The organism is Stenotrophomonas sp. YJH_SMC_135 (assembly GCF_059372355.1).
Genome location: NZ_JCAFVN010000001.1, coordinates 581,187 through 594,190 on the forward strand (window position 1 = coordinate 581,187; position 13,004 = coordinate 594,190).

Here is a 13,004-nt window from a genome sequence, read left to right on the forward strand (position 1 = left end):
AACGCCTCAGCGAGCCGGTGGGGGCGACAGTGGCGTCTGTTCCGACTCGCCATTGAGCTTGGCCGTGATCTGGTCGTTGTCGCGGTCGATCGCCGTGCGTTCGATCGGCCAGCGCATCACCTGGCCCGGCAGCACGTAGCCCAGCAGCCCGGGATGGACAATGCGCGGGCGCGCGGCGCTGCCCAGCGCAAGATCGGCGATCTGTGCGTAGCTGTCGCCCGTATTGGCGACTTCCACGCCATTGCGGCCGTCCGCCAGTTTCACCAGGTGCGCCTGCAGTCGTGGGGCCAGGCGGCCGGCCGAAGGCTGCACGAACACCGGGATCGAATAGCGCAGCACGAACTGCATGCCCTCGGCACGGGTGGCCAGGTCGGGTACCTCGTCCACGATCAGCCGGTAGTGCCGCTGTGCAGGCGGTGGCTCGCTGTCCGGACGCATCACCCGCACCAGCTGCTGCTGGCCGGCGGCCAGTTCCTGCATCGGCGGCGTGGCCATCACTTCATCGGTGGGCAGCAGCTGTTCCTGGCCGTCCTGCTGCACCCAGCGGAACACGCGCACCTGCAGCGTCACCGGTGAGGTGCCGCTGTTGGTCAGCCACAGCTCGCCGGCACGCTGGCGGGCTTCCAGCTGCAGGCTGGTCGGGGCGACCTGCAGGCTGGTGGCGCCGGCACCGGCGGGGGCCAGCAGGTACAGGGCGAGCAGCGCCACGCCGGTGGCGCGCCACGGGCGGGGTCCGGCCATGCGGGCGTGCTCCATCAATAGGTGATCGTGGCGGTAACCGTATCCAGGTAGTTACCGGTGGCCGGGTTGTTGGTGCTCAGGTTCAGGATCTGGCCATAGACGATGTAGGGCACGGCCAGGCCAGTGCCGATGCCGGCCTGGGTATTGGTGCCGGTTGTGGCGCCCCAGACCAGGGTATGTGCGGCATCCTGGTAGAGCTGGTAGCCGACATAGTTGTTGGCGGTCACCGCGGCATTGGTGTTCTTCATGCGCCGGGTGGTGACGTCGTTGGCGGTGCCGGCGTTGGCGCCCGCGTTCAGCGCAATCGTGTAGGGCGTCAGTGCCGAGCACTGCGCGGTCACCGTACCCTGGCCCAGGGTGGGCGTGGCGGTGGTCGAGGCCGCCGTGCCGAAGTCGACGTTGGTGGCGGCCGCCGCCGTGATGGTGCAGGCCTTGGTGACCACCAGGGTGACGTTGAAGGTGGTGATGTCGGCGGCCAGCGCAGGGCTGGAAAGCAGCAGCCCGGCCATGACCCATGTCAGCGGGGATCGAACTGGGGATCGCATGGACAACCTCCCTGACCCGAAGGTCCGTTGAACAAGGCGAAGACGGCACGTTCGGCGCCGCTTTGACGACAGTGGGTCCAGCTTAGGAGGCGTAAGTGTCTGTAATCCGTGATAAATAGGCAGGCGCAAGAGTGGAGGCCATCACGCTTTCACTTTCCTTGCCGGAATCGTGCATGGCCCGGATCGCCAGTTGGGCGGCGTTCGTTCAGATTGCGGCCGGATCGGCGATAATGGGTGCCATGAGCGTGAATCTGAAAACCCCGCAGGAAATCGAGATGATGCGCATCGCCGGCCGCCTGGCCAGCGAAGTGCTCGACATCGTCACCCCCCACGTCAAGCCCGGTGTCACCACCGAGGAACTGGACCGCATCTGCCACGACCACATCGTGAACGTGCAGGGTGCCATTCCGGCCAACGTCGGCTACCGCGGCTTCCCGAAGACCGTGTGCACCTCGGTCAACAATGTCATCTGCCACGGCATCCCCAGTGAAGGGAAGGTGCTCAAGGATGGCGACATCATCAATATCGACGTCACCGTCATCAAGGACGGCTGGCACGGCGACACCAGCCGCATGTACTTCGTCGGCACCCCGTCGGTGATGGCCCGCCGCCTGGTGGAAACCACTTACGAAGCGATGTGGCGCGGCATCCGTGCGGTGCGTCCGGGCGCCACCCTGGGCGACATCGGCCATGCCATCCAGAGCTACGCCGAAGGCGAGCGTTTCAGCGTGGTGCGCGAGTACTGCGGCCACGGCATCGGCAAGGTCTACCACGACGAGCCGCAGGTGGTGCATTACGGCCGCCCGGGCCAGGGCCTGGTGCTGCAGCCCGGCATGACCTTCACCATCGAGCCGATGATCAACGAGGGCACCCGCTACAACAAGGTGCTGCCGGATGGCTGGACCGTGGTGACCAAGGACCGCAAGCTGTCGGCGCAGTGGGAGCACATGATCGCGGTCACCGAGACCGGCGTGGACGTGCTGACCCTGTCGCCAGGCGAGTCGCAGGTTTCCTGAAGATGCTGCCGGCGAGTTCGCTGCTGGACACGCCGGCCGCGTCGCTCAACGACCCGGATTGGGCTGCTGCCGCGCGCCAGGCGCTGCAGCAGGCCGACGCGCGCCTGTACCGCCGCTTCGACCAGGGCGACAACATCGAGCGCCTGCTGGCGTTGCGCGCGCGCGCTGCCGACCATCTGATCCGCCTGGCCTGGCAGCGCTGCCTGCCGGCCGACAGCGGCCTGTCGCTGTTCGCGGTCGGCGGCTATGGCCGCGGTGAACTGTTCCCGCGTTCGGACATCGACCTGCTGGTGTTCGGCGATCCGCCGGCACAACTGGCGCACGAGGCGGCATTGGCGCGCCTGTTCGCGCTGCTGTGGGACTGCGGATTGGCTGTCAGCCATGCGGTGCGTTCTGCATCGCAGTGCCGGGAGGCGGCGGCTGACCAGACCGTGCTGACCGCGCTGATCGAGGCGCGCCCGATCCTGGCCGATGATGCTGCGCGCCGCGCGCTGCGCGAGACGATCGACGACCGCGAACTGTGGCCGGCACGCGCCTTCTTCCTGGCCAAGCTGGAAGAGCTGCGCAACCGCCACCAGCGCTTCGGCGATACCGCCGACAACCTGGAGCCGGACCTGAAGGATGGCCCCGGTGGCCTGCGCGATCTCAATACGCTGGGCTGGATGGCGTTGCGTGCCTTCGGCGTGCGCGACCTGGAGGCCCTGGTCGGGCTCGGCCACCTGGGCGCCGACGAAGCCGCGGCGTTGAAGCGCGAACGTGCAGTGCTGGCGCGGTTGCGCTTCGGTCTGCACCTGGTCGCGCGCCGTCCGGAAGAGCGCCTGCGTTTCGATTACCAGAAGACCCTGGCCGCGCGGCTGGGCTTCGAAGACGATGCCGAGAACCTCGGCGTCGAGAAGATGATGCAGGGCTTCTACCGCGCCGCGCTGGTGGTGCGCCGGATCAGCGACCGGCTGCTGCAGCGCTTCGAGGAACAGTTCGACGGCGAGGCCCAGCCGGAGCCGCTGACCGTGGGTTTTTCCCTGCGCCGTGGTTACCTGGCCGCCAACGAGGCCGACTGGCCACGCGGCGACATCGGCCAGGTGTTCGCCCTGTTTTCCAGCTGGGCCAACAACCCGCAGGTACGCGGCCTGCATTCGCTCACTGCGCGTGCACTGGCCGAGTCGCTGCCGCTGCTGCCGGCCTATGACCAGGCCGATGCCGATGCACGCGAGCAGTTCCTGGCCCTGCTGCGCGGCCAGCGTCCGGTCGATACGCTTTCGCGCATGGCGCGGCTGGGCGTGCTTGGCCAGTGGATTCCCGCGTTTGCCCAGGTCAGCGGGCGCATGCAGTTCGACCTGTTCCATGTCTATACGGTCGACCAGCACACGCTGATGGTCCTGCGCAACATCGGCCAGTTCGCCAGCAGCCGCGCCGACGAGCGCTTCTCGATCGCGCACGAAGTGTGGCCGCGCCTGCGCAAGCCGGAACTGCTGCTGCTGGCCGGCCTGTTCCATGACATCGCCAAGGGCCGCGGCGGCGACCACTCGGAGCTGGGCGCGGTGGACGCGCGCGCGTTCTGCCAGGCGCATGCGCTCAGTGGCACCGATACCGAGCTGGTGGCATGGCTGGTCGAACAGCACCTGCGCATGTCGGTGACCGCGCAGAAGCAGGACATCGCCGATCCGGTGGTGATCCATCGCTTCGCCACCCTGGTCGGCAGCCGCGACCGCCTGGATTACCTGTACCTGCTGACCTGTGCCGACATCGCCGGCACCAGCCCGAAACTGTGGAATGCCTGGAAGGACCGCCTGCTGGCCGATCTGTACTTTGCCACCCGGCGCGCGCTGCGCGAGGGGCTGGAGCACCCGGTACCGGCCGCCGAGCGCGTGGCCGAGGCACGTGACAGCGTGCGTGCACTGGTGCGCGAGCAGGGTTACGACGATGCCACCATCGACCGCCAGTTCGCGGTGATGCCGGATGAGGGCTTCATCCGCCTGCGCCCCGAGCAGCTGGCCTGGCAGGCCGCCGCACTGGTGCCGGTGAAGCAGGGCCAGGCGCTGGTGAAGGTGCGCCGGATCAGCGTCGACGACCCGGCGCTGGAAGTGTTCGTGCACTCGCCCGACCGTGATGGCCTGTTTGCCGCGATCGTGATGACCCTGGACCGCAAGGGCTACGGCATCCATCGCGCGCGCGTGCTGGACGGTCCGGCCGACACCATCTTCGATACCTTCGAAGTGAACCCGGCCGACACCTTTGCCGATGGCAGCAGTGCCAACCTGGAAGCGGCACTGCGCGAGGCACTCAGCGGTGACCTGTCGCGCCTGCGGCCGTCGCGCCGGGTGGTACCGCGGCAGCTGCGGCACTTCCGCTTCGCCCCGCGCATCGAGTTCCGCGATGAACCGGGCGCAACCCGTTTTGCCCTGGTCGCACCCGACCGTCCCGGCCTGCTGGCCGATGTGGCGTTCGTGCTGCGCAACCAAGGCCTGCGCGTGCATGATGCGCGCATTGCCACGTTCGGCGAACGCGCCGAAGACACCTTCGTGATCAGTGACGAACACGACCTCCCCCTGACTGAACCTGCCCGGCAGCAGCTGCATGACGCGATGCTGGCCTGCCTGGACCCTGATCGAAACGCCGGAGACCCCGCCTGATGGCCACCAAGCCCGCCAAGAAGACCGCCGCGACCCCCAAGAGCGCAGCGGCCCGGAAACCCGCTGCTGCCGCACCGGCCGCGAAGAAGACCCCTGCGCCGAAGAAGGCCGCTGCGGTGAAGGCCCCGGCGAAGAAAACGGCTGCAGTGAAGCGTGCTGTGAAGAAGCCGGCCCCGGCCAAGAGCGCCGAAGCCGTCCGCGCCGAAACCATCGCCCGCAAGTCGCTGCGCAAGCCGTCGGCACCAGGCGTGGAAGAACTCAAGTTCGGCATCGAGAGCGCCTTCGAGCGCCGCGCCACCTTGACCCTGCACGAGCTGGAAGGGTCGACCAAGCCGCTGGTCAACCGCGTGATCGACGGCCTGGAGAGCGGTGAGTTCCGCGTCGCCGAGCCGGACGGCCAGGGCGGCTGGAAGGTCAATGAGTGGCTGAAGAAAGCCGTGCTGCTGTATTTCCGCGTCAACGACATGGCGGTGGTCGATGCACGCCCGGCGCCGTTCTGGGACAAGGTCGAATCGCGCTTCGCCGGCTATGACGAAGCGAAGTTCCGCCGTGGTGGCGTGCGCGTGGTGCCAGGCGCGATCGCCCGCCGCGGTACCTACTTCGGCAAGGACGTGGTGCTGATGCCGAGCTTCACCAACATCGGCGCCCATGTCGGCGAAGGCACCATGGTCGACACCTGGGCCACCGTCGGTTCCTGCGCGCAGATCGGCCAGCACTGCCATCTGTCCGGCGGCGCCGGCATCGGTGGCGTGCTGGAGCCGCTGCAGGCCAGCCCGACCATCATCGAGGACCACTGCTTCATCGGTGCGCGTTCGGAAGTGGTGGAAGGCGTGGTGGTCGGCCACCACAGCGTGATCGGCATGGGCGTGTTCCTCAGCCAGAGCACCCGCATCTACAACCGTGCCACTGGCGAGGTCACCTACGGCTACATTCCGCCGTACAGCGTGGTGGTGTCCGGCTCGCTGCCGAGCAAGGACGGTACCCATTCGCTGTATTGCGCGGTGATCGTCAAGCAGGTTGATGCCAAGACCCGCAGCAAGACCAGCGTCAACGACCTGCTGCGCGGCCTGGCTGACTGAAGATGACGGCGCCGGAGGATCTGGCGCAGTCCGCGATCTACCAGCATCCGTCCGACACCCTGTTCGGGAGGATGCTGCCGCGCCTGCTGCACGCTCCACGCTGGACCCGGCTGCGCCGCGCGCTGTCGCGGCGCTGGCCGATGCCGGCGCTGGTAAGCGATGTGCGCGACGTGGTCTACGTGAGCTGGTGGGTCGACGTACGCCAAGCGCCGATGCCACCACCAGGCCATCACTACGTGGTCCATGTCGGACGCACGCCCTACACCATCCTCAGCTACCGGCACGGCCACTTCGGGCCCGCGCTGGCCGGGCCGCTGCGCTCGCTGATGCCGTCTCCCCGGCAGAGCAACTGGCGCTGGTACCTGCGTCGTGACGACGATCGGGACGGGACGCCGGTGGTGCTGTTTGATCGCAACGTGATGGACCAGCTGGCCTTCGTCGCCGGCGCGCGCGCTTTCAGCGATGCCATGCAGCCGCATCTGTCGGTGCGCTTCGCGCACGTGGTGCGCGCCGATGGCGGTGGGTACACCCTGATCGAGGGCGGGCAGGGCAGTGCGCCGGCGATGCACCTGCAGTGGCAGGGCGCTGCGGGCTGGGACGATGCCGGGTGGGCGGCGGCCTTCGGCGGCCACCAGGCCCTGCTGCGCTTGCTGACCTGCCAGGACGAGGCCATCGCCCGCACCTGCGACCAGCGCTGGGCCAGCACCCGCATTGCTCTGCCGGTGGACATCGCGCAGCTGCAACCGCTGCAGCTGGAAGGCGAACAGCAGTGCCCGCGCCTGCAGGCGATGGGCGTGGCGCTGCACGAGGGGCTGGCCTTCCAGCTGCCAAGGGTACCTTTCCGGGTCGTGTCCGAGCGCCTGTTGTGAGATTCTGGCCCTCTGTTTTCCAGCATCACAGATGGCCATGAGCACCACTGTCTACGGTTTGAAGAACTGCGATACCTGCAAGAAGGCGACCAGGTGGCTGGACCGCTTCGGCGTGCCGTACACCTTCGTCGACTACCGCGACAACAAACCCAGCCCGGAAATGCTGTTGGCGTGGGCCGCGCAGCTGGGTGGCCTGGCCGCGATGGTCAACAGGTCCTCCACCACCTGGCGGCAGCTGCCGGACAACCGCAAGGCCGCCGATTCCGAGGCCGAATGGAAGCTGCTGCTGCGCGAGTACCCGCAGCTGATCAAGCGCCCGCTGGTGGTCACGGCCGATGGCACGGTCAGCCAGGGCTTCAGTGACAACGGCTTCAAGGCCCGCTTCGGCGTGGGTGACGCATGAGCGCGGTGCTTGACCTGACCTGCGAGCTGATCGCGCGGCCCTCGGTGACGCCCGATGATGCCGGTTGCCAGGCGCTGCTGGCGGCACGCCTGAAGCAGGCCGGGTTCCAGTGCGATCACCTGCGGCTGGGTGAGGTCGACAACCTGTGGGCGACCCACGGCCAGGGCGCGCCGGTACTGGTGCTGCTGGGCCATACCGACGTGGTGCCGACGGGCCCGCGTGAGGCCTGGGCCAGCGATCCGTTCAGCCCGCAGATCCGCGATGGCGTGCTGTATGGCCGTGGCGCCGCCGACATGAAGGGCAGCGTGGCGGCGTTCGTGGTGGCCGCCGAGCAGTTCGTTGCAGCGCATCCTGATCATCCCGGCACGCTGGCGGTGCTGCTGACCAGCGACGAGGAAGGCGACGCCATCGATGGCGTGCGCCACGTCGCACGCCTGTTCGCCGAACGCGGCCAGCGCATCGACTGGTGCATCACCGGCGAGCCGTCCTCGACTGCGACGCTGGGTGACCTGCTGCGCGTGGGGCGTCGCGGCAGCCTGTCGGCCAAGCTGCGCGTGCAGGGCGTGCAGGGCCACGTGGCGTATCCGGAGAAGGCACGCAACCCGATCCACCAGGCGGCGCCGGCACTGGCCGAGCTGAGTGCGCGGCGCTGGGATGACGGCTACGAAAGTTTCCCGCCGACCAGCCTGCAGGTCTCCAACATCCATGCCGGTACCGGTGCCAACAACGTGATTCCCGGCGAGCTCGAGGTGGATTTCAACATCCGCTACAACCCGCACTGGGATGCACCGAAGCTGGAAGCGGAGATCACCGCGCTGCTGGAACGGCATGGCCTGCAGTACACGCTGAAGTGGCACCGCAGCGGCGAGCCGTTCTACACCCCGGAGGGCACGCTGCGCGCCACCGCGCGTGCGGTGCTGGCCGAGCACATCGGCCGTGCACCGGAAGAAAGCACCGGCGGCGGCACCTCCGATGCCCGCTTCATCGCGCCCTTGGGCGCGCAGTGCATCGAAGTGGGGCCGGTCAACGCCAGCATCCACCAGGTGGACGAGAACGTGCGCGTGGCCGATCTGGAGGCATTGCCGGGGCTGTACCAGCGGCTGGTGGAGCGGCTGCTGGCGTGAACCTGCGACGCTGGGTGCCGACCGATGGTCGGCACGCCTTTCGCCGGCATTGCTTTCCTGTAGGGCCGAGCCATGCTCGGCTGCTTCTGCAGGGAATGCCCAGCCGAGCGTGGCTCGGCTCTACTCAGAAAAAATGAAGAACGGCGGCTCGACCGCTTTTTCCCAGTAGCTCGGCGCCGCCATGTAGAAGTGCTGCGCCTCGGCCCGGGCGAACCAGCGTGCGGCTGCGTCGGTGTCCTTCTCCACGCCCGGTGCACCGCGGCCCAGCAGCAGTCCGGCGAAGTACTGGCCGAACACATTGCCCTTCTCGCCGGCACGCTGGTACAGCTGCAGCGCACGTGCGGGATCGCGCGGCAGTCCCATGCCCTTTTCCAGCAGCGCGCCCAGGTCTACCTGCGCTTCGGCATCGCCACGCTCGGCGCGGCGCTGGATCTGCGCAACCAGTGGATGCACGGTGCCATCCTGTGCGGCCACCGCATCCGGTAGCCGTGACGATGAACTCGGGTAGCGCTCGTAGATCATTCCGCGCAGGTCCCAGCGCAGCGCCTGTTGCGCGTCGCCTCGCTGACGATAGGCCTTGGCGAGTTCGTAGAACGCATAGGGATTGCCGTGGTAGGCCGCCGCCAGGTAGGCGCGTTCTCCGCGTCGCCAGGACGCACGCAGCACCGGCGCCGGATTGATGTGGGGGCTGTCGGCATGCCGCAGCGTGCCGGAGATCCAGATCCTGCCCAGTGCTTCTTCCGCCTTGGTGTTGTGGAAGGTCCAGGGTGTGACCGCGGCGGCGCGCTCGTAGTAGGCGATGGCGCGCGGATCGTTGAAGCGTTCGAAGGTGTCCGCGGTATCGAAGGCACCCTTGAAGCTGCCGTCGGTGCCGCGTTGTTCCAGGCCCTGCAGCTGGGCCGGCGGCAGGGGCGAGGGTGGGGCCAGGGTCTGGCAGGCGGCCAGGCCCAGGCAGAACAGGGCGGCCAGCGCCGCGTTGCGTCCAGTGCGGTGTTGCATTTCCATTACACGTTTCACGGCCGGCCATTATGCGCGCCGGGGAGTGGTTGCCAACGCAACGGTTGCACCATGCCGGAAACCGGGGTAGGGTCAATGCCATGTCGATCCGCCTGGCCACCGCCGTCAATAGCAACAACCGCAATAATCTGCGCGCGAATAATCGTGCGCGGCCGATGCGGGACTGCGCCCTGGGTAGATAGACAGCAACACACGCCCGGACACCAGAAAACCCGCATCGGTCGATGCGGGTTTTTTTGTGCCCGGGCGTAGTCCCACCCGGGCCTGGATGGCCGGTCGAACACCCTCCCACCCGTGAAATCCCCAACAGGAGCTCCCCCATGTGTTCGATCTTCGGAATCTTCGGCCTGCAGGCCGGTGACGATCTTCCCGCCCTGCGCCGGCACGCGCTGGAACTGTCGCAACGCCAGCGCCACCGTGGCCCGGACTGGAGCGGCGTGTACCTCGACGAAGGTGCGCTGCTGGTCCATGAACGGCTGGCCATCGTCGATCCGGCCGGTGGTTCGCAGCCGCTGCTGTCGGCCGATGGCCAGCTGGCGCTGGCGGTGAACGGCGAGATCTACAACCACCAGGCGTTGAAGGCGGCGCTGACCACCACCTACGACTTCCAGACCGGCTCGGACTGCGAGGTGATCAACGCGCTCTACCGCCAGGGCGGCGCGCCGGCGCAGTGGCTGGAACAGCTCAACGGCATCTTCGCCTTCGCGCTGTGGGACCGTGACAGTGGACGCGTGCTGGTGGCGCGCGACCCGGTGGGCGTGGTGCCGCTGTACTGGGGCCACGATGCCCAGGGGCGCTTGCGCGTGGCCTCGGAAATGAAGGCGCTGGTCGATACCTGTGCCGATGTCGCGCAGTTCCCGCCGGGCCACTATTTCGACAGTGCCAGCGGTGAGCTGGTGCGCTACTACCAGCAACCGTGGCGCGACTACGCCGACGTGCAGGGCCGCCAGGCCGATCTGGCTGAACTGCGCCAGGCGTTCGAGCATGCGGTGGAGCGCCAGCTGATGAGCGATGTGCCTTATGGCGTGCTGCTGTCCGGTGGCCTGGACTCGTCGCTGGTGGCGGCGGTGGCCGCGCGCTATGCACGTCGTCGCATCGAGGATGGGGGACAGACCGAAGCCTGGTGGCCGCGCCTGCACTCGTTCGCGATCGGCTTGAAGGGCTCGCCCGATCTGGCCGCCGCAGCGATCGCCGCCGAAGCGCTGGGCACCGTGCATCACGGTTTCGAGTACACGTTCGAGGAAGGCCTCGATGCGCTGCCGGAGGTGATCCGCCACATCGAGACCTACGACGTCACCACCATCCGCGCATCGACGCCGATGTTCCTGCTGGCGCGGCGGATCAAGGCGATGGGCGTGAAAATGGTGCTCTCCGGCGAGGGCAGCGACGAGATCTTCGGTGGCTACCTGTACTTCCACAAGGCACCGGATGCGCGTGAATTCCACGACGAGCTGGTACGCAAGCTCGACGCCCTGCACAACTACGACTGCCTGCGCGCCAACAAGTCGATGATGGCCTGGGGCGTGGAGCCGCGCGTGCCGTTCCTCGACCGTGAGTTCCTCGATGTGGCGATGCGCTTCGATGCCGCACACAAGATGGTCGGTGCCGGTTTTGGCGGCCGCCGTATCGAGAAGGCCGTGTTGCGCGAGGCGTTCGACGGCTACCTGCCGGACAGCATCCTGTGGCGGCAGAAGGAACAGTTCAGCGATGGCGTGGGCTATGGCTGGATCGATGGGCTGAAGGCACATGCCGAGGCGCAGGTGAGCGACCGTGTACTGGCGGCCGCCGACAAGCGCTTCCCGCACAACCCGCCGCAGACCAAGGAGGCGTACTACTACCGCCACCTGTTCGAGCAGTTCTTCCCGAGCCGGGCAGCGGCCGAGACCGTGCCGGGAGGCAAGTCGATCGCCTGTTCGTCGCCCGCGGCCATCGCCTGGGACGCCAGCTTCGCCGCGGCGGCAGATCCCTCCGGTCGCGCGATCGCCGGCGTGCACGAGCAGGCACTGGCCTGAGCACCCCCAAAAGGGGACGGAGGGGATTAAGTCGTTTGTGCCATTAACGCCTTAATCCCCTCCGTCCCCTTTTTGTATGATCGCCCCCTGCACATTGGGGAATGTTCATGGACGTACAGGCAGGCGGCAACGCGCCGCACACGAAATGGGGATGGCGCTACCTGGCCTGGGCCGGGGTTCCGTTGCTGGCTGGCGTGCTGCTGGCGCGGTATGCCGGGCCGGCGGCGCCCGAGGCGGTTGCCCGTGCCTCCGTCGCCGCCGAAGGCGGCTGGGTGCAGCATCTGGCGTCTCCGCTGGGCCTGTTCCTGCTGCAGCTGCTGGTACTGCTGCTGGTGGCCAAGGGCGCGGGGGCGCTGCTCAAGCGCATGGGACAGCCGGCGGTGATCGGCGAAATGGCCGCTGGCCTGATGATGGGGCCGCTGGTGCTTGGCAGCCTGCTGCCGCAGCTGCATGGTGCGCTGTTCCCGGCCAGTTCGCTGGGCCCGCTGGGCATGCTCAGCCAGCTGGGCGTGCTGATGTTCCTGCTGGTGGCCGGTGCCGAACTGGACCTGGCGGCGCTGCGTGGCCGCCGGCGTTTCGCCTTTACCGTCAGCCATGCCGGCATTGCAGTGCCGTTCGTGCTCGGCGTCGCCTTGGCGATCTGGCTGTATCCGCAGCACGGCCCACAGGGTGTGGGCTTCACCGCATTCGCACTTTTCGTAGGCATCTCGATGAGCATCACGGCCTTCCCCGTGCTGCTGCGCATCCTGGCCGACCGCGGGATCACACAGACGCCGCTGGGGCAGACCGCGATCGCCTGCGCCGCCTTGGGCGATGCCACCGCGTGGTGCCTGCTGGCGCTGATCGTGGCTGCCGCCCAGGCCAGCGGCTGGTTGCCGGCCAGCCTCAACCTGGTGTGCGTGGTCGCGTTCGTGGCGCTGATGCTGGGGCTGGTGAAGCCGTGGTTCGCGCGCCGGCAGATTGCGCCGGGCCGTGAGGGGCGCTGGCTGCTCGGCATCCTGCTGCTGTCGCTGGGCAGTGCGCTGGTCACCGAGATGCTGGGCATCCACGCGCTGTTCGGCGCGTTCGCTGCGGGTGTCGCGGTATCGTCCAACGCGCAGCTGCGTGACCTGCTGATGGCCCGTGTCGAGCCGTTCGCGGTCACGCTGCTGCTGCCGTTGTTCTTCGCCATGACCGGGCTGCGCATGCGCGCCGATGCGCTGCAGGCCAGCGACATCGTGCTGTGCGTGGTGGTGATCGCGGTGGCCACGACGGGCAAGCTGCTGGGCACCTTCAGTGCCGCGCGCAGTGCCGGCATGCCCACGCGCGAAGCGTGGCGGCTGGGCGCGCTGATGAACACCCGCGGCCTGATGGAGCTGATCGTGCTCAACCTGGGGTATGAGCTGGGCCTGCTCGGTGACCGCCTGTTCGCGGTGCTGGTGATCATGGCACTGGTGACCACGGCGATGACCGGGCCGCTGCTGAACCTGATCGAACGGCGCAGGGCCTGAACGTTGAACGGTAGTGCCGGCCGCTGGCCGGCAACCTGATGATGCTGGACACACCTGCATGGATGCCGGCCAGCGGCC

General features: G+C 67.9%; 11 protein-coding genes. 8 read left to right on the forward strand and 3 right to left on the reverse strand.

What is annotated here, in order from left to right; translation table 11 throughout:
- Nucleotides 1-6 precede the first annotated feature (6 nt).
- Nucleotides 7-756 carry a fimbrial biogenesis chaperone gene (locus AC5P98_RS02875; protein ID WP_049403820.1) on the reverse strand — a complete coding sequence of 250 codons (750 nt, stop codon included), beginning with the start codon at nt 754-756 and terminating at the stop codon, nt 7-9.
- Nucleotides 756-1,286, reverse strand: coding sequence for a Csu type fimbrial protein (locus AC5P98_RS02880; protein WP_495229845.1), 531 nt, complete (start codon nt 1,284-1,286; stop codon nt 756-758). The genes AC5P98_RS02875 and AC5P98_RS02880 overlap by 1 nt, the downstream gene beginning before the upstream one ends.
- 230 nt (nt 1,287-1,516) lie before the next feature.
- On the opposite strand from AC5P98_RS02880, the gene map reads away from it, so the two are divergent.
- From map to dapE, 6 genes are read left to right on the forward strand one after another with little or no spacing between them, the layout of a single operon-like run.
- Complete coding sequence (map, locus tag AC5P98_RS02885; protein ID WP_005412748.1) at nt 1,517-2,302, forward strand: type I methionyl aminopeptidase; 786 nt, start codon at nt 1,517-1,519, stop codon at nt 2,300-2,302.
- A gap of 20 nt (nt 2,303-2,322) precedes the next feature.
- The gene (locus tag AC5P98_RS02890; protein WP_478433960.1) at nt 2,323-4,932 is read left to right on the forward strand and encodes a [protein-PII] uridylyltransferase; all 2,610 of its coding nucleotides are present in this window, start codon (nt 2,323-2,325) and stop codon (nt 4,930-4,932) included.
- Nucleotides 4,932-6,011 (forward strand): 2,3,4,5-tetrahydropyridine-2,6-dicarboxylate N-succinyltransferase, encoded by a 1,080-nt coding sequence (dapD, locus tag AC5P98_RS02895; protein WP_049403826.1) that lies wholly within the window; start codon nt 4,932-4,934, stop codon nt 6,009-6,011. Before AC5P98_RS02890 ends, dapD begins: the two co-directional genes overlap by 1 nt.
- 2 nt (nt 6,012-6,013) lie before the next feature.
- The gene (locus tag AC5P98_RS02900) at nt 6,014-6,880 is read left to right on the forward strand and encodes a hypothetical protein (protein WP_495229846.1); all 867 of its coding nucleotides are present in this window, start codon (nt 6,014-6,016) and stop codon (nt 6,878-6,880) included.
- Nucleotides 6,881-6,911: 31 nt separating this feature from the next.
- The gene (locus AC5P98_RS02905; RefSeq protein WP_014646513.1) at nt 6,912-7,283 is read left to right on the forward strand and encodes an arsenate reductase; all 372 of its coding nucleotides are present in this window, start codon (nt 6,912-6,914) and stop codon (nt 7,281-7,283) included.
- The gene (gene dapE, locus AC5P98_RS02910; RefSeq protein ID WP_049403828.1) at nt 7,280-8,407 is read left to right on the forward strand and encodes a succinyl-diaminopimelate desuccinylase; all 1,128 of its coding nucleotides are present in this window, start codon (nt 7,280-7,282) and stop codon (nt 8,405-8,407) included. The genes AC5P98_RS02905 and dapE overlap by 4 nt, the downstream gene beginning before the upstream one ends.
- Before the next feature lie 120 nt (nt 8,408-8,527).
- Here dapE and AC5P98_RS02915 read toward each other — a convergent pair whose 3' ends face one another.
- Entirely contained in the window at nt 8,528-9,406 is an 879-nt protein-coding gene (locus tag AC5P98_RS02915; protein WP_049403838.1) for a tetratricopeptide repeat protein, read from the reverse strand.
- 338 nt (nt 9,407-9,744) lie between these two features.
- Here AC5P98_RS02915 and asnB point away from each other — a divergent pair, with 338 nt between their 5' ends.
- Together asnB and AC5P98_RS02925 are read left to right on the forward strand one after the other, a co-directional pair.
- Nucleotides 9,745-11,436 carry an asparagine synthase B gene (gene asnB, locus AC5P98_RS02920; protein ID WP_014646516.1) on the forward strand — a complete coding sequence of 564 codons (1,692 nt, stop codon included), beginning with the start codon at nt 9,745-9,747 and terminating at the stop codon, nt 11,434-11,436.
- A 101-nt stretch (nt 11,437-11,537) separates the two neighbouring features.
- Nucleotides 11,538-12,926: a cation:proton antiporter domain-containing protein gene (locus AC5P98_RS02925; protein ID WP_049403830.1), complete on the forward strand. Its 1,389-nt coding sequence runs from the start codon at nt 11,538-11,540 to the stop codon at nt 12,924-12,926.
- The last annotated feature ends 78 nt before the right edge of the window (nt 12,927-13,004 follow it).